At 71.0% G+C, this 16724-nt stretch carries 16 protein-coding genes; 12 read left to right on the top strand and 4 right to left on the bottom strand.

Going from position 1 to position 16724, the window contains the following annotated elements; genetic code table 11:
• Positions 1–41: 41 nt before the first annotated feature.
• A complete protein-coding gene (locus tag ACEUEL_RS18395) occupies positions 42–1217 on the bottom strand; it encodes an efflux RND transporter periplasmic adaptor subunit (protein ID WP_405708361.1) in 1176 nt (391 codons plus the stop codon).
• Between the two features lie 228 nt (positions 1218–1445).
• Here ACEUEL_RS18395 and ACEUEL_RS18390 point away from each other — a divergent pair, with 228 nt between their 5' ends.
• Together ACEUEL_RS18390 and ACEUEL_RS18385 are read left to right on the top strand one after the other, a co-directional pair.
• A complete protein-coding gene (locus ACEUEL_RS18390) occupies positions 1446–1781 on the top strand; it encodes a hypothetical protein (RefSeq protein WP_405708358.1) in 336 nt (111 codons plus the stop codon).
• A 34-nt stretch (positions 1782–1815) separates the two neighbouring features.
• The gene (locus ACEUEL_RS18385; protein WP_405708355.1) at positions 1816–2934 is read left to right on the top strand and encodes an asparaginase; all 1119 of its coding nucleotides are present in this window, start codon (positions 1816–1818) and stop codon (positions 2932–2934) included.
• Positions 2935–2937: 3 nt separating this feature from the next.
• On the opposite strand, the gene ACEUEL_RS18380 is transcribed toward ACEUEL_RS18385, so the two are convergent.
• Entirely contained in the window at positions 2938–4191 is a 1254-nt protein-coding gene (locus ACEUEL_RS18380) for a class I SAM-dependent RNA methyltransferase (RefSeq protein ID WP_405708352.1), read from the bottom strand.
• Between the two features lie 78 nt (positions 4192–4269).
• Positions 4270–5028 (bottom strand): TlyA family RNA methyltransferase, encoded by a 759-nt coding sequence (locus ACEUEL_RS18375; protein ID WP_405708349.1) that lies wholly within the window; start codon positions 5026–5028, stop codon positions 4270–4272.
• Between the two features lie 145 nt (positions 5029–5173).
• Between ACEUEL_RS18375 and ACEUEL_RS18370 the strand changes: the two genes are divergently transcribed.
• From ACEUEL_RS18370 to cofD, 5 genes are all read left to right on the top strand, one after another.
• Positions 5174–5830, top strand: a complete 657-nt coding sequence (locus ACEUEL_RS18370; protein ID WP_405708346.1) for a hypothetical protein — start codon at positions 5174–5176, stop codon at positions 5828–5830.
• A 163-nt stretch (positions 5831–5993) separates the two neighbouring features.
• Positions 5994–7385 carry an aspartate aminotransferase family protein gene (locus ACEUEL_RS18365; RefSeq protein WP_405708343.1) on the top strand — a complete coding sequence of 464 codons (1392 nt, stop codon included), beginning with the start codon at positions 5994–5996 and terminating at the stop codon, positions 7383–7385.
• An 88-nt stretch (positions 7386–7473) separates the two neighbouring features.
• Positions 7474–8391 (top strand): LLM class F420-dependent oxidoreductase, encoded by a 918-nt coding sequence (locus tag ACEUEL_RS18360; RefSeq protein WP_405708340.1) that lies wholly within the window; start codon positions 7474–7476, stop codon positions 8389–8391.
• A gap of 236 nt (positions 8392–8627) precedes the next feature.
• A complete protein-coding gene (locus ACEUEL_RS18355; RefSeq protein WP_405708337.1) occupies positions 8628–9803 on the top strand; it encodes a M24 family metallopeptidase in 1176 nt (391 codons plus the stop codon).
• Between the two features lie 13 nt (positions 9804–9816).
• Positions 9817–10782, top strand: a complete 966-nt coding sequence (gene cofD, locus ACEUEL_RS18350) for a 2-phospho-L-lactate transferase (RefSeq protein WP_405708334.1) — start codon at positions 9817–9819, stop codon at positions 10780–10782.
• A gap of 169 nt (positions 10783–10951) precedes the next feature.
• Here the strand turns inward: cofD and ACEUEL_RS18345 are convergent, their stop codons facing one another.
• Complete coding sequence (locus ACEUEL_RS18345) at positions 10952–11896, bottom strand: nucleoside hydrolase (RefSeq protein WP_405708332.1); 945 nt, start codon at positions 11894–11896, stop codon at positions 10952–10954.
• A 225-nt stretch (positions 11897–12121) separates the two neighbouring features.
• Between ACEUEL_RS18345 and ACEUEL_RS18340 the strand changes: the two genes are divergently transcribed.
• The 5 genes from ACEUEL_RS18340 to ACEUEL_RS18320 all read left to right on the top strand — a co-directional run bounded on the left by ACEUEL_RS18340 (position 12122) and on the right by ACEUEL_RS18320 (position 16588).
• Positions 12122–13243 (top strand): ABC transporter substrate-binding protein, encoded by a 1122-nt coding sequence (locus tag ACEUEL_RS18340; RefSeq protein ID WP_405708329.1) that lies wholly within the window; start codon positions 12122–12124, stop codon positions 13241–13243.
• Positions 13244–13332: 89 nt separating this feature from the next.
• Complete coding sequence (locus tag ACEUEL_RS18335) at positions 13333–14229, top strand: branched-chain amino acid ABC transporter permease (RefSeq protein ID WP_405708327.1); 897 nt, start codon at positions 13333–13335, stop codon at positions 14227–14229.
• Between the two features lie 4 nt (positions 14230–14233).
• Positions 14234–15109: a branched-chain amino acid ABC transporter permease gene (locus tag ACEUEL_RS18330; RefSeq protein WP_405708325.1), complete on the top strand. Its 876-nt coding sequence runs from the start codon at positions 14234–14236 to the stop codon at positions 15107–15109.
• Entirely contained in the window at positions 15093–15860 is a 768-nt protein-coding gene (locus ACEUEL_RS18325; RefSeq protein ID WP_405708323.1) for an ABC transporter ATP-binding protein, read from the top strand. The genes ACEUEL_RS18330 and ACEUEL_RS18325 overlap by 17 nt, the downstream gene beginning before the upstream one ends.
• Complete coding sequence (locus ACEUEL_RS18320) at positions 15857–16588, top strand: ABC transporter ATP-binding protein (RefSeq protein ID WP_405708320.1); 732 nt, start codon at positions 15857–15859, stop codon at positions 16586–16588. The genes ACEUEL_RS18325 and ACEUEL_RS18320 overlap by 4 nt, the downstream gene beginning before the upstream one ends.
• Positions 16589–16724: the final 136 nt, after the last annotated feature.

Here is a 16724-nt window from a genome sequence, read left to right as displayed (position 1 = left end):
CCGTCGCGCGGCGGGCATGGGTCGGGAGCCGGCGGCGTGCCCTAATTGGACGAGACCTTCATCGAGCCTTGCTCGGGCACCACCTTGGCGCCCGGAATGGCCCGCTGGACATTACCGATGATGACCTTGTCGTCCGCCGTAAGCCCCTTCTCGATGACCCGGTACTGGCCGTCGAGCTGGCCTTCCGTGACCACCACCTGCTGCACCACATTGTCGGCGCCGACCACCAGCACGTATTTGCCCTGCTGGCTGGAGCCGATCGCGGTGTCGTCCACCAGCAGCGCGTCGGGGATCTCCTGCACCGGCACCCGCACGCGCACGAACAGGCCGGGGATGAGGGAGTAGTCGGTGTTCTCGAAGATCGCCCGCACCAGCAGCGTGCCGGTGGAGGGATCGACCTCGGGCGAGATGTAGTCGAGCTGGCCCTTGTGCGGGTAGCCCTGCTCGGTCTGCAGGCCGATGTCGATCTCGACCTCCTTCACGTCGCGCAGGGTCTTGCCGCGCTTGGCCAGCGCTTCCTTCACTCGCAGGACCTGATTCTCGCTGACGTTGAAATAGACGTAGATCGGCGCCGTCTGCACGATGGTGGCGAGCTTGGTAACCTCGCCGTGCCCGACCAGCTGGCCGACATCGGCGAGATGGCGGGTGACGACGCCGTCGAACGGCGCGGTCACCGTGGTGTAGCCGAGATTGATCTGGGCGAGCTCGACATTGGCCTTGGCCGAGAGCACCGAGGCGGCGGCCATGTCCATGTTGGCCTTGGCCTTGTCGACCACCGCCTGCGAGGAGAAGTCCTGCTTGCCGAGCGTCGCCTGCCGCCCGTATTCGGTCTGGGCGTTGGTGTAGTTGGCTTCCGCCGAGGCCTGCGCCGCCTTGGCGCCGTCGAGATCGGCCTGGTAGGTGTCCTGCTGGATCAGGAAGAGCCGGTCGCCCTTCTTCACCTGCGCGCCGTCCTTGTAGTCGATCGACATCAGGAAGCCCTCGACGCGGGCGACGAGGTCGACCGTGTTGATCGAGGCGGTGTTGCCGGTCAGCTCCATGTAGCGCGTCACCGGCTGCTTCAGCGGCGCGGCGACCGTCACCTTGGGCGGCGGCGGCGGCACATAGGCATTCTGTTCCTGGCAGCCGGCGACCAGCAGGGCAAGGCCGGCGGCGCCGGCCGCGGCGGTTCCCCTGCGGCGGTGCCCGCCGGACGGACGAAGCGCACTCCACCGCATATCTTCCCCCACGCATGGACCCGAGCGTCAGCCCACCACCTACACGCGGCTTCGCGGAAATGTCCAGTATCGGCCAAGTAAAGGGCTTGTTTTCTTGAAGAATCAGCCTTTTCGGCCACACCCGCAAAACCGCCGTCGGCGGCCAGCGCCGGCTCGCGCGGCGCGCCGGCGGGCGCTATCATAGCCCCGTGGCGGCCGGGAATCCGGGCGCCGGCCCCGGGGATCATCATGAAGCCGTCCGTTCTCTGCCTCGTCACCACGCTCCTGTATGCCGGCCCGGCGCTCACCGCCGATGCGACGCTCGTGCTCAGCCAGGGCGGCGTCCATTCCGATCCGGTCGGCACGGTGATCGAGGTGACCATCCAGAACAACGGCACCGCCCCGGTGGGCTCGGCGGTGGTCACCTGCGACTTCACCGCCGGCGGCAAGGTGGCGGGCTCGGCCAGCACGACGATCTACAACATCCTGCCCGGCGGCAACGGCACCGACCAGGTGCACATGATGGGCGTCACCGCCCAGTCCGCCGCCTGCCGCATCGCCTCGACCGCCGCCAGCACGCTCTGAACCGCGCCCGCCGCACCCCCATGAGCGTCGTCCCATGAGCGCGCATCGCCCGCGAATCGGCGTTGTCTATGTCGGCGGCACCATCGGCATGGAGCCGGGGCCGGCCGGCCTCGTGCCCAGCCGCGACCTGCCCGGCCGCCTCGGCGCGGCGCTGGCCGGCGTCGACGGCCTGCCCGAGATCGCCATCGAGGCGCCGGTCGCGCCGATCGACAGCGCCGAGGCGCGGCCCGCCGACTGGGTGGCGATCGCCCGCCTCCTCGCCGCGCGCGGGCGGGAGCATGACGGCCGGGAGCATGACAGCCGGGAGCATGACGGCCTCGTCGTGCTACACGGCACCGACACCATGGCCTTCACCGCCTCGGCGCTCTCCTTCCTGCTCGGGCCGGTCGAGCGACCCGTCGTCGTCACCGGCGCGCAGATCCCGCTCGGCGCCCCCGGCTCGGATGCGCTCGGCAATGTCGTGGCGGCGCTGCGCTTCGCCGCGAGCGGGCCCCGCGAGGTCGGCGGTCCTTGCGAGGTGGGCGGTCCTTGTGAGGTGGGCGGTCCTTGTGAGGTGGGCGGTCCTTGTGAGGTGGGTCTTGCCTTCGCCGGCACGCTCTATCGCGGCAACCGCGCCACCAAGGTGTCGTCGCGCCGGCTCGCCGCCTTCGACAGCCCGGATTGTCCGCCGCTGGCGGGCGCGGGCGCGGGCGCCGGGGTGCCGGTGCCGGCCCTGCCCGTGCGCGCCGCCGGCCCCGAAATCCTCGACTACGACGCGGCGGCGGGGAAGGTCGCGGTGCTGCGCGCCGTGCCGGGCCTTGCCGCCGGCATGGTCGAGGCGGTGCTGGCGACGGCCCCCCGGGCGCTGATCCTCGAATGCTACGCCTCCGGCACCGTGCCCGCGCTCGACGGCGCGCTGGCGCGGCTGCTGCGCGCGGCGGGGGATGCCGGCTGCGTCGTCGTCGCCACCAGCCAGGCGCTGCATGGCGGCGTGCGGCTGGAAACCTATGCGGCCGGTTCGGCGCTGCTCGACGCCGGCGTGGTCGGGGCCGGCGACATGACCTTCGAGGCCACCTTCGCCAAGCTGCACCACCTGATCGCGCTCGGCCTGCCGCCGCCGGCGATCCGTCAGCGGATCGGCATGAACCTCGCCGGCGAGATCACCGACCGCTGAACCTCAGCGCCGGAACAGACCGACCATCTCGACATGGGCGGAATAGCGGAACTGGTCGACCGGCACGACCCGCTCCAGCCGGTAGCCGCCATCGACCAGCGCCCGCGCGTCGCGCGCGAAGCTGGAGGGATCGCAGGAGACGCCCGCCACCACCGGCACGGTGCTCGCGGCGATCTGGGCCGCCTGCGCCTGCGCGCCCTGCCGGGGCGGATCGAACACCACGGCGTCGAAGCCCTTCATCTCCACCGCCATCAGCGGCCGGCGGAACAGGTCGCGCGCCTCCGCGCTCACCGGCTTCAGCCCCGAAGCGGTGCGCAGCGCCCCCTTCAGCGCCGCGACCGCCGGCTCGCTCGCCTCGAGGGCGGTGACGCGCGCGCGTTCGGCGAGGCGGAGCGCGAAGGTGCCGACCCCGGCGAACAGGTCCGCCACCCGGCCCGCCGTGCCGGCAATCGCCAGCACCTCGGCCACCAGCGCCGCCTCGCCCGCCGCGGTCGCCTGCAGGAACCCGCCGGGCGGCAAGGGCACGCGGGCGCGGCCCATCATCAGGCTCGGCGGCTCGCGCTGGAACAGGAGCTCGCCGTGATTGGTGAGGCGCGCCAGCTTGTGGCGGATGGCGACGTCGGCGAGCGCGGGCAGCAGCGCGGGCTTGAGCGGCCCGCAGCCGCGCACCTCCATGTCGATGCCGGCATCGGTGGCGGTCGCCTGCAGGTCGAGCGGCTTGCCGAGCGGCGCCAGCACCTCGGCCACCGCCCAGGCGGCGGGCAGCGCCCCGTCCAGCGCCGGGTCGAGGATCGGGCAGCGGTCGATCGGCACGATGGCGTGGCTGCGCCGGCCGGCGAAGCCCACCGCCAGCGTGTCGCGCCCTCCGGTCCCGCTGCCGCCTTTCCGGCCATTGCCGCGGGCGTGGAACACCGCGCGCCGCCGCCCCGCGCCATGCGCGTCGACGAGATCGGCGACCGGCGCGTCGAGGCCGGCGCGCTCCAGCGCCTCCACCACCTGCGCCCGCTTCCAGGCGCGGTAGGGCGTGCGCGCCCAGTGCTGGAAGGCGCAGCCCCCGCACGGGCCGACATGCGGGCAGAACGGCTCGATCCGCTCCGGGCTCGGCTCCAGCACCGCGACGAGCTGCGCCCGCTCGCCCATGCGCGCGACCTCGACGCGCTCGCCGGGCAGGGCGAGCGGCACGAAGACGGGGCCGTCGGGCGTCTCGGCGATGCCGTCGCCGCGGTGGCCGAGCCGGGTGATGGTCAAATGCTGCATCGGCGCTGCCGGCTCCTCGCGCGGGTCGGGCGCCCGCCGTCGCGGGCTCTCATAGCATGGGCAGGTTCCCGCACACGATCAGCCGCGCGCGCGGCCGGCGACCAGCAGGAACTCGGCATTGCCGTCGCCCCCCGTTATGGGCGAATCGAGCCGCAGCCGCGTCTGCCAGCCGAGCCCGGCGAGATGGTGCTCGACCTGCGCGAGCGCCTCGGCCCGCGCCTGCGCATCCTTGACGATGCCGCCCTTCGCGAGGTGCCGCCGGCCCACCTCGAATTGCGGCTTCACCAGCGCCACCAGCGTGGCGCCCGGTCCGGCGAAGGCGAGCGCCGGCGCCAGCACCTGGGCGAGGCCGATGAAGCTGACATCGATGGTGACGAGATCGATCGGCTCGGGGATCGCCGCGCGGGGCAGGGTGCGGATGTCGGTCGCCTCCAGCGAGACCACCTCCGCCCGCTCGCGCAGCCGCGGGTGGAGCTGCCCGCGCCCGACATCGACCGCGTAGACCCGCCGCGCCCCGCGCGCCAGCAGCACGTCGGTGAAGCCGCCGGTCGAGGCGCCGACATCGAGCGCGCCGGCGCCGGCGACATCGATCGCCCCCGCCTCCAGCGCGTGGACCAGCTTGAGCCCGCCGCGCGAGACCCAGGGCCAGGGCTCCTGCGCCTCCAGCGCCGCCGCGCGCGCCAGCATGTCGGAGGGCCGCAGCACCGTCCGCCCGTCCGCCCGCACCAGCCCGGCGGCGATCGCCGCCTGCGCCCGGGCGCGGCTCTCGTAGAGCCCGCGCTCGACCAGCAGCCGATCGGCGCGCTCGCGCCCTGTCGGATTCCCGTCCGTGGTCACCGGTCACCCACAATTCATGCCGCAAAGTGCATATAGGACAAAACTCGAACGGCTTTCGCGCGTTCGCATCATATAATGTCGAATGGCGACGGCGATGCCGGCGGATGTGATCGCCGGCCGCAACCATGGGGAAGACATGCGTCCGATGTCCAGCTTCGCGCGCCTCGCTGCCGTGATGGCGGGCGCGTGGCTCGCCTTGTGCCTTGCCGTCGGCCCGCAATTGGCCGCGGCGGCGGAGACGCCGCGCAAGCCGGCGACGGCGAAATCGAAGGCGGATGCCAAGGCCAAGGCCGCCGCTGCCGCGAAGACCGACGCCAAGCCCGACCCGAAGGCCAAGCCCGGCGACAACCGCCCGGTGGTGCTGGCGGGGACGTGGAGCTACAGCCGCGACGGCGACGCCTTCCTGCTCCAATTCGGCACGCCGGGCGCACAGGCGCCGAGCCTGCTCGCCACCTGCTGGCCGGGGGCGGGCCTGTTCCAGGTGCTGGCCGAAGTCTCCCCGCCCAAGATCCGTTCGGGCGACGCGGTGCGGCTCCTCATCGGCAACGGCAAGACCTCGGTCGAGTTCGCCGCCAGCGCCTTCCCCTCGGTGACCGAGGGCCGCGTCGCCATGGAGGCGCAGGTGAAGCTGGAGCCCCGGCTGGTCGAGCTGTTCAAGGACGGCGAGCAGCTGCGCGTCACCGTGCCCGGCGCCGTCGTGCTGATCCCGCTCGCCAGCGTCAAGCGGCGTATCGGCGATTTCGAGAAGGCGTGCCTGCGCGCCCGGATCCTGCCGGAGGCCTCCTCCGCGGCGGGCGGCTGAGCCGGCCGGCCGGAAAAAATCCCGGCCAGGGCGGTCTTTCCCCGAAAAGGTGTCGCGCGATTGCCGTGCGCTCCCGCGACAGTCGCGCGTTCGCGCCCGCTATCATCCCCGCTGCGCCGCGCGGCTGGCCCTGCCCGTCCGCGCGCGGATCGGGAGACATGCCATGCTGAGCCCTGCCGGCCCCTCGACCAACGAGCTTCATGCCTGGGACCGGGACCACTTCTTCCACCCCTCCACCCACATGGCGCAGCACGCGCGCGGCGAGACGCCGAACCGGATCGTCACCGGCGCCGAGGGCGTCTACATCGTCGACGCCGAGGGGCGCCGCTCGCTGGACGCCTTCGCCGGGCTTTATTGCGTGAATGTCGGCTATGGCCGGACCCAGATCGCCGATGCCATCGCCGCGCAGGCGCAGGCGCTGCCCTATTACCACGCCTATGCCGGCCACGGTTCGGAGCCGGCGATCACGCTGGCCCGCATGGTGATCGACCGCGCCCCGGCGAATATGAGCCGGGTGTTCTTCGGCCTGTCCGGCTCGGATGCCAACGAGACCAACGTCAAGCTGATCTGGTACGTCAACAACGTGCTCGGCCGGCCGGAGAAGAAGAAGATCATCTCGCGCTGGCGCGGCTATCACGGCTCCGGGCTGATGACCGGCAGCCTCACCGGCCTCGCCATCTTCCACAACGCCTTCGACCTGCCGCTGGCCGGGGTGCTGCACACCGAGTCGCCCTATTACTACCGTCGCGCCGACCGCGCGCTGTCGGAGGAACAGTTCTCCGACTACTGCGCCGCGCGGCTGGAGGAGATGATCCTCGCCGAGGGGCCGGACACCATCGCCGCCTTCATCGGCGAGCCGGTGCTCGGAACGGGCGGCATCGTGCCCCCGCCCGCCGGCTACTGGGCGAAGATCCAGGCGGTTCTGCGCAAATACGACATCCTGCTGGTGGTCGACGAGGTCATCACCGGCTTCGGCCGGCTCGGCACCATGTTCGGCTCCGACCATTACGGCATCGAGCCGGATCTGATCACCATCGCCAAGGGGCTCACCTCCGCCTATGCCCCGCTCTCCGGCGTCATCGTCTCGGAGAGGGTCTGGCGCCTCCTTGAGGAAGGCTCCGACAAGCTCGGCGCCATCGGCCATGGCTGGACCTATTCCTCGCACCCGCTCTGCGCGGCGGCGGGCGTCGCCAACCTGAAGCTGATCGACGAGCTCGACCTCGTCACCAATGCCCGCGAGGTCGGCGCCTATTTCAGGGCCGGGCTCGCCGCGGCGGTGGGCGACCATCGCCACGTCGGCGAGGTGCGCGGCGAGGGCATGCTGGCGGCGGTGGAACTGGTGCAGGACCGCGACGACCGGGTGTTCTTCGATCCCTCGGCCAAGGTCGGCATGCGCGCGGCGGCCACGCTCGGCGCGCGCGGCGTCATCGGCCGGGCCATGCCGCATTCCGACATCATCGGCTTCGCGCCCCCGCTCTGCCTCACCCGGGAAGAAGCGGACATCGTCATCGACGCGACGAAAAGTGCGATCGAGGAAGTCGCCGCGACGCTGTGAGCGCAGTCTCGCCCCCGCCCGCGCCGGGCTCTACTCTGGCGCGGCGCACGCCTGCCGCCACGGCGCGGTGCCTGACCCCGGAGGTTGCATGAAGATCGGCGCCCTGTTTCCCCAGTTCGAGATCGGCCGCGACCCCGCCGCCATCCGCGCCTTTGCCGAGACCGCCGAGGCGCTCGACTACACGCACCTGACCGCCTTCGACCAGATCATCGGGCTGAACAAGGCGAGCCGGCCGGACTGGACCTATGTCCACGATGCCGAGGACATGTTCCACGAGCTGTTCGTGCTGTTCGGCTATCTCGCCGCGCTGACCCGCAAGATCGACTTCGTCACCGGCGTGCTGGTGCTGCCGATGCGCGGCACGGCGCTCGTCGCCAAGCAGGCGGCGGAAGTCGATTTGCTCTCGGGCGGGCGGCTGCGGCTCGGCGTCGGCGTCGGCGTGAAGCCGGACGAGTTCGAGGCCTGCGGCGAGGAGTTCAAGAATCGCGGCAAGCGCATGGACGAGCAGATCGACCTGCTGCGCAAGCTCTGGTGCGCCGACCTCATCAGCTATGAGGGCCAGTTCCACCGCGTCCGCGACGGCGGCATCAACCCGTTGCCCGTCCAGCGCCCGATCCCGATCTGGATCGGCGGCGTCTCCGATGCCGCCATCCGCCGCGTCGCCAAGCTCGGCGACGGCTGGCTGCCGAACTTCCAGGCGGACGACACCGGCAAGCGCGGCATCGACGAGATGAAGGCGCAGGCGAAGAGCTTCGGCCGCGACCCCGACGCCATCGGCATCGAGGCGACCATGACCATCATCGACCGCTCCCCCGCGGAGCTGCGCGAGGAGGTCGAGGCCTGGCGCGCCATCGGCGCCACCCACATCACCGTCAACACCATGCCGGAGCGCTGGGTCGAGGAAGAAAAGCGCTGGAACAAGGCCGATATCGGCAAGCTGGAGAACCCGGCGGCCCATGTCGAGGCGCTGCACGCCTTCCGCCACGCCCTGCCGGAATTGTTCTGAGAGCCTGTCCGGAAACTCAGGCCGTCATCCTGAGGAGCGCCGCAGGCGCGTCTCGAAGGAGGTCCAGAGAGCTTCCGAGCCTCCTGGACCCTCCTTCGAGACGCCATTCCTGAACGGAATGGCTCCTCAGGATGACGGTGTCGCCCTTTTCCAAACCGACTCCGAGACGGCGGGGCATTCCCTCTCCCCGCCGGGGAGAGGGTAAGGGCGAGGGGCACGCCAGTCAGAGGATGAGCATGCCAGTGTTCGAACGCGCCGAATATCGTGCCCGCATCACCCGCGTGAAGGCGGCGATGCGGGCGGTCGGCATCGATGTGCTGGTCTGCGCCGATCCGGCCAACATGAACTACCTCACCGGCTATGACGGCTGGTCGTTCTACGTCCACCAGTACGTCGCGCTCGGCCTCGACGCGGACGAGCCGTTGTGGATCGGGCGCGCCATGGACGCGCCCGGCGCGCGGATCACCAGCTTCCTGGCGGACGCGAATATCCGTCCCTATCCCGAGACCCACGTCGATTCGGACGATCTCCACCCCGCGCAGTTTCTCGGCCAAGTGCTGGCCGAGGCCGGCTACGGCGCCGCCACCCTCGGCGTCGATCTCGACGCCTTCTATTTCACCGCCCGCGCCTTCCTCGAACTCGGCAAGGCCCTGCCGCAGGCGCGCATCGTCGACGCAAAGGGGCTGGTCAACTGGGTCCGCCTCGTGAAATCCGACGACGAGGTGGCCTTGATGCGCGGCGCCGCCGCCATCGTCTCGAACGCCATGGCGGTCGGCATGGAGGCGGTGGCGCCGGGCGCGCGCGAATGCGACGTGGTGGCGCAGATCACCGCCGCCCAGTTCCGCGGCGTGCCCGGCTTCTGGGGCGACTACCCGGCGGCGCTGGCCAACGTGCCGAGCGGGGCCAAGACCGCCGCGCCGCACCTCACCTGGTCCGGGGAACGCTACGCCCACGGCAACGTCGCCTATCTCGAACTCGGCGGCTGCCATGCCCGCTACCACGCCGCGCTCGCCCGCACGCTCTATATGGGCACCCCGCCCGCCGGCCTGCGCGACATCGCGAAGGTGGTCGCCGAAGGGCTCGACATCGCGCTCGACACCGCCCGCGCCGGCGCCACCGCCCATGACGTCGCGGCGGCGTGGAACGCCGTCATCGCCCGCGCGGGCTACGCCAAGCCCTCGCGCATCGGCTACGCGATCGGCCTCAACTACCCGCCCGACTGGGGCGAGCGCTCGCTGTCGCTGCGCGAGGGCGAGCACCGCGTGCTGGAGGAGAACATGTGCTTCCACATGATCCTGGGCATGTGGATGGACGACTGGGGCTATGAGCTGAGCGAGACCTTCCGCGTCACCGCCGCGGGCGCGCCGGAGGTGCTGACCTCCTTCCCGCGCGATCTCGTCGTCAAGCCGTGAGGGAGCGCGCGCCATGACCCATGCGGAAACCCCCGATGCCGGCGTCGTCGCCCTCTCCGGCGGCATCGGCGGTGCCAAGCTGGCGCTCGGCCTCTACCGCACGCTCGGCCCGGGCCGGCTGACGGTCGCGATCAACACCGGCGATGATTTCGAGCATCTCGGCCTGCACATCGCCCCCGACATCGACACCGTCGCCTACACGCTGGCCGGCATCAGCGATCCCGTGCGCGGCTGGGGGCTCGAGGGCGAGAGCTGGGCCTTCATGGAGCAGCTCCGCGCGCTGCGGGGCGAGGACTGGTTCCTGCTCGGCGACCGCGACCTCGCCACCCATGTGCTGCGCAGCGAGATGCTGCGCGCCGGCGCCAGCCTGTCGCAGGTCACCGCCGATCTCGCCGCCCGGCTCGGCATCGGCGCGTCGCTGCTGCCGATGAGCGACGACCCCGTCCGCACGATGGTCGAGACGGACGAGGGCGTGCTCGCCTTCCAGCGCTATTTCGTCGAGCGCCGCTGCGCCCCGCGCGTCACCGCTATCCGCTTCGAGGGCGCGGCGCGTGCGCGCCCGCAGCCCGAGCTTCTCGCCCGCCTCGCCGATCCGCGCCTCGCCGCCATCGTGATCTGCCCGTCGAACCCGTATCTCAGCGTCGACCCGCTGCTCGCCGTGCCGGGTCTGCGCGCCGCGATCGCCGCTGCGCCGGCGCCGGTCATCGCCGTCTCGCCGATCATCGGCGGCAAGGCGGTGAAGGGGCCGACCGCCAAGATCATGGAGGAACTCGGACTGCCGGTGAGCGTGCGCGCCGTGGCCGAGCATTATCGCGGCCTGATCGACGGATTGGTCATCGACGATCTCGATGCCGCCGACGGCCCCCATCTCGGCCTGCCGGTGGCGGTGACCCGCACGCTGATGGAGACGCTGGAAGACCGCGACCGCCTCGCCCGCTCCGTGCTCGACTTCGCCGCCGCCCTGCGCAAGCACCCGTGAGCGGGCGCGCCGGCTCCCGTTTCGGGCCGGGGATGGCTCATCGGCGGTCGTCATGGCCGGGCTTGTCCCGGCCATCCCCGTCTTTGTGACGGCGAAGGACGTCGTGGATCCCCGGGACGAGCCCGGGGATGACGCATTCCGACCCTGGGTTGCGCGCGTCGAACCGCCCTCACGGCAGCCGGGCGATGCGCTCCAGCATGAGTTCGTAGAAGGGCGGGTTGTCGAGTTCGCGCAGCACCAGCGCGTTGGCGGGCTTCTTGGTGACGTTCCACCAGTCGACCACCGTCATGCCCGAGGTCACCGGCGAGTGGATCTCGATCTCGACATGGCAGCGGCGTCCGGAGAACAGCTCGGGCCGCAGCAGGTAGCCGATGACGCAGGGGTCGTGCAGCGGGTAGCTGTCGGTGCCGAACTTCTTGTTGCCGAAGACCTGGTAGAACTCGGCCATGCCGGCCGCCTCCACCGCCGTGCGCGTGCCGACCGCGCGCAGGCGGCGCAGCCAGTCCGGCGTCATCACCGCCTTGTAGGTGCAGTCGATCGGCACCATCGTCACCGGCGCGCCGGAGGCGAACACGACATGGGCGGCGTGCGGGTCGACGAAGATGTTGAACTCGGCGGCCGGGGTGGTGTTGCCACCCTCGAAGAAGCCGCCGCCCATCATCACCACTTCCGCGAGGCGCGGAATGATGGCCGGCTGCTTGATCATCGCCACGGCGAGGTTGGTCATCGGCCCCAGCGTGCAGACGGTGATCGCGCCGGGCGCAGCCGACATCACCTGCTCGATGATGAAGTCGACGCCGTGCTGGGTACCGAGCGGCGCGGAGGGGACGGGCAGGTCGCAGCCGTCCAGCCCGCTCTCGCCATGGACATATTCGGCCGTGAAGCCGGGCTTCACCATCGGCCGCGGGCAACCGGGATGGACGAGGATATCGGCGCGGCCGGCCAGTTCCAGCACCTTCTGGGCGTTCTCGCTGGTGCGCGCGAGCGGCACGTTGCCGTGCACCGAGGTGACGCCGACGATGTCGAGTTCTTCCGGCGAGCCCAGCGCCAGCAGCAGCGCGAAGGCGTCGTCCTGGCCGGGATCGGTGTCGATGATGATCTTGCGCCGCATCATGGCGTGCCGGCCTCCTGTTGCGCGCCCACCATAGCCGCGCCGTTCCGAAGAAAAGCCGGCCGCGATGCGCGCCTTGCGCCGAAAATCCTTCGGCCCCGCCGTCCCCTTGCGGGTTGTTTCTTCCCGGCCCCCGACCTTAGTCTGGACGCCACGGGCGCGCGACCGCCGCGGCGGCGCCACGCATCGGAAAAACAAGCATAATTCCGTCCAGAGAGAGGCACGACGATGAACAGATGGCTGCCGGTGATCTTTTGCAGTGCACTCGCCCTGGGCGCGGTGCAAAACGCGGCTTATGCCGCGGACCCGATCCAGATCGGCGTGATCGCCAATCTGACCGGCTCGTCGGTCAACACCTCGATCCAGATGACCCGCGGCGTCGAACTGGCGGCGGAGGCGATTAACGCGGCGGGGGGCATCAACGGCCGCCCGGTCAAGCTGATCGTCGAGGATTCCGAGAGCCGCGCCCAGGCGGCGCTCGATGCGGCCAACAAGCTCTACAACGTCGACAAGGTGCCGGCCGCCATCATGTTCGGCGGCTCCAGCCTGATGATCCCGGTCGCCGAGCTCGCCAAGCAGAAGGGCACGGTGCTGATCAACACCTCCTCCTCCTCGCCCAAGCTCGGCAACTACCCGGGTACGCTGTTCTCGATCCTCCCGCTCGACGACATCGTCGGCAAGGAACTCGGCCTCTACCTCGCCGATTCCGGCGCCAAGACCGCCGCCGTGGTGGTGCCGAACAACACCTTCGGCCTCGGCGTCGCCGATGCGGCCGCCGCGGCCTTCGAATCGAAGGGCGGCAAGATCGTCAAGAAGGTGGCCTACACCGAGGGCCAGCCCGACTACCGCGCCGACATCCAGCCGCTCATCGCCGCCAAGCCCGAGGCGATCATCACCGCCGGCTATGGCGACGACACCCGCACCGTGCTGCGCAACGCCCGTGAGCTCGGCCTCGCCGCGCCGTGGTACGCCGCCTATCCCTCGATCCTCGAGATCGAGAACAAGGACTGGATGAGTGGCAAGCTGATGGGCGTCGACAATGGCGGCTACGGCCAGCCGACCGGCAAGGGCGTGGCCGACAAATACGCCGCCAAATATGGCGACCCGGCCTCCATGCTCGCCCATGTCTATTACGGCTATGACGCGCTGACCGTGCTCGCCAAGGCGATCGCCGCCGCCGGCTCGGCCGATCCCGCCGCCATCGCCAAGGCGATGCCGGAGGCGGTGAAGTCCTATGAGGGCGCCACCGGCAAGATCGTGTGGGACGCCCGCAACCAGCGCGTCGACCCCCCGCTCGACATCATCGTCTATAAGGACGGCGCCTTCGTCACCACCGGCACCCGGAACTGACATCTGCGTTCGACCGCCGGCAGCCGGGCGCCCCGCGCCCCCGGCTGCCGGTGCTTCTGCCGCCTCCCCGCGCCGCGCCGGAACCCGCCTTGCTCCAGGTCCTCGTCAACACCCTCGTCTATGCCAGCATGATCGCGGTGATCGCGGTCGGCGTGGCGCTCTGCTACTCGATCCTGCGCTTCGCCAACTTCGCCCATATCCAGTTCGCGGTGCTCGGCGGCTATCTCGCCTACTCATTCCACGGGCTCGTGGGCCTGCCGATCCCGCTCGCCGTGCTGGCCAGCGCGGTGGCGACGGGGGCGATCGCCGTTCTGGTCGACTGGCTGGTCTTCGCCCGGCTGCGCGACATCGCGCCCGAGGGCAAGATGATCGTCTCCTGGGGCGTCGCCCTGTTCATCCGCTCGATCCTCGCGGTGATCTATGGCGGCTCGGCCCGGGTGTTCGACCTGCCGACCGGGGTGATGGTGGTGGGCGACGCGGTGTTCACCACGCTCGACGCCATCGTCGTCGCCGCCGCCTTCGCGCTGATGATCCTGCTGCAGCTGTTCCTGCGCGGCACCCGCGTCGGCTCCGCCCTGCGCGCGCTCGCCTCGAACCCGGAACTCGCCGTGACCCGCGGCATCCCCGGCGAGCGGCTGATCGCGCTGATGTGGTTCATCTCCGGCGGCCTCGCCGCCATCGGCGGCGCGCTGCTGGCGCTGGAGACGCGGCTGCAGCCGAACATGGACCTCTTGATCCTGCTCCCGGTCTTCGCCGCGGTGACCATCGGCAACCTCTCCAGCGTCTCGGGCGCGCTGATCGGCGCGCTGGTGCTGTCGCTGGCGCAGAACCTGCTGATCTATGTCGATGTCGGCTGGCTGCTCGGCGGCTTCGCGACCGGGGACAGCTGGCACATCCCGACGCAATACCGCGACTTCATCGCGGTGGCGGCCCTTCTCCTCGTGCTGCTGCTGCGCCCGCGCACGGCGCCGCTGGCGGGGAGGTGAGCGGGTGCTCGATTTCGCGATCTACTGCCTCACCATCATCGCCATCTGGTCGGTCCTCTCGCTCAGCCTGAACATCCAGTTCGGCATGGCGGGCCTGGTCAATTTCGGCCAGATCCTGCCGTTCGGCCTCGGCGCCTATGCCGCCGCCATCGCCGCCGCTTTCGGCCTGCCCTGGCCGGTGGGTGCGATCGCCGGCCTCGCCGCCGCCGCCCTCGGGGCGGTTCTGGTGATCCTGCCGGCCCGGCGCCTCGCGCAGGATTACTGGGCGCTGGTGACGCTGGCGGTGGCCGAGATGTTCCGCCTCCTCGCCCTCAACACCCCGGGCCTCACCGGCGGTGCCGACGGGCTGAACGTGCCGCGCGTCAACGATCCGCTCGTCGCGCTCGGCCTGTCGCTCGCCCTGCTGGCGATCGCCTACCTCATCGCCACCCGCATCGGGACCTCGCCCTTCGGCCGCCTGCTGCGGGTGATGCGCGAGGACGAGGTGCTGGTGGCGACGCTGGGGCGCGATCCGGTCAGTTACCAGCTGCGGGCCTCGCTGGTCGGCTGGATGATGGCGGCGGCGGCCGGCGTGCTCTACGCCCATGTCATCGGCTATGTCGCCCCGAACAGCTTCACCGTCGCCGAGACCTTCATCGTCTGGACAGCGGTGATCCTCGGCGGGCCCGGCAACAATCTCGGCGTCATCCTCGGCACCGCCATCGTCCAGCTCACCGCCGTGTCCTCGCGCTTCGTCGCCGCCTGGCTGAGCCTGCCGGCGGACGTGCTGGCCAATCTGCGCCTCGCCGGCTTCGGGCTGGTGCTGGTGCTGATGTTCCTCTACCGGCCGCAGGGGCTGGTGCCCGAGACGCGGGAGGCGCGCCGTGCTCGCCGTCCGTGACCTCACCCTCGCCTTCGGCGGCCTCCAGGTGCTGCGCGGCGTGACGCTCGAGGCGGCGCCCGGGCGCGTCACCGGCATCATCGGGCCGAACGGCTCCGGCAAGTCGACCCTGCTCAACGTCGTCGCCGGCGTGCACGCGCCGAAAGCCGGCACGGTGACGCTGAACGGCGCCGCCCTGCCCTATGGCCGGCCGGAACGGGTCGCGCAGGCCGGCATCGGGCGCACCTTCCAGACCCCGCGCCTCGCCCGCCGCCTCACCGTGTTCCAGAACATGCTGGCGGGCGATCGCGACCAGCCGGGCGAGCGGCTCAAAGACCTGTTCCTGCGGCCCGGCCGGGTGCGGGCGCGGGAGCAGGAGATCGCGGCGCGCGCCGAGGCGATGCTGACCCGGCTCGGCCTCGCCCACAAGAGCGACGACCCCGCCGGCGGCCTCTCCGGCGGCCAGCAGAAGCTGCTCACCATGGGCATGCTGCTGATGGCCGATCCCGCCGTGCTGCTGCTCGACGAGCCCGCCGCCGGCGTCAATCCGGTGCTGATCGAGCAGCAGGTGGCGCTGCTGCGCGAGCTGCGCGCGGAAGGGCGCATCGTCATGCTGGTCGAGCACAACATGGAGATGGTCGCCGACATCTGCGACACGGTGTTCGTGCTCGATGCCGGCGCGGTGATCGCCGCCGGCACGCCGGGCGAGATCCGCGCCGACGAGACCGTGATCCGCTCCTATCTCGGCCAGCCCGCGGGGGGTGGGCGATGAACGCCATCCTCGCCCTCGACACCGTCACTGCCGGCTATGGCCCCGTCACCGTGCTGGACGGGCTCTCGCTGGCGCTCAATCCCGGCGAGATCCTCGCCGTGCTCGGCGCCAACGGCTCGGGCAAGTCGACCGTGCTCAAGACCGCGATGGGCCTGACGCGGGTGAGCGCCGGCACCATCGCGCTCGCCGGCGAGCCGTTCACCCGCCTGCCGGCGCATGAGCGGGCCGCGCTCGGCCTCGGCTACGTGCCGCAGGTGCGCAACGTCTTCGCCGACATGAGCGTCGCCGATAACCTGCGCATGGGCGCCTATCTGCGCCCGAAGGAGCTGGAGCGCGGCAGCGAGAAGGTGTTCGCGCTGTTCCCGCGCCTGAAGGAGCGCCGGCGCGAGCTGGCCGGCAACCTCTCGGGCGGCGAGCGGCGCATGCTCTCCATCGGCATGGCGCTGCTGCTCGATCCGAAGGTGCTGCTGCTGGACGAGCCGTCCAGCGACCTCGCCCCGGCCACCGTCGACCTCGTCTTCGCCGCCATCCTCGACATCCATGCCCGCCTCGCCATCCCGATCCTGCTGGTCGAGCAGAACGTGACCAAGGCGCTGTCCATCGCCCACCGCGTCTGCGTGCTGGTGCGCGGGCGCGAGGCGCTGGACGCGCCGGCCTCCGCGATCGACACCTCGCACCTGCACGCGCTGTTCCTCGACGGCGGCGTGCGCACCTCGGGTGGCGCCTGAGTGACCATCTGGCAGGTTCCGCCCGCTGTGGGACGGTGTAGGTGCCGGAAGGCCTTCCTCCGGCCGGCACCTTGGAGGCGGGCTGGGAATCCCGGGGGATGCCGCCGCCGCGTCCCGGATCGGCGCTGCACGGCGT

The sequence above is a fragment of the Ancylobacter terrae genome, assembly GCF_045108345.1.
Lineage (GTDB): Bacteria > Pseudomonadota > Alphaproteobacteria > Rhizobiales > Xanthobacteraceae > Ancylobacter.
The sequence above is the reverse complement of the archived record's forward strand: the minus strand, read 5'-3'. Positions and strand labels throughout refer to the sequence as shown.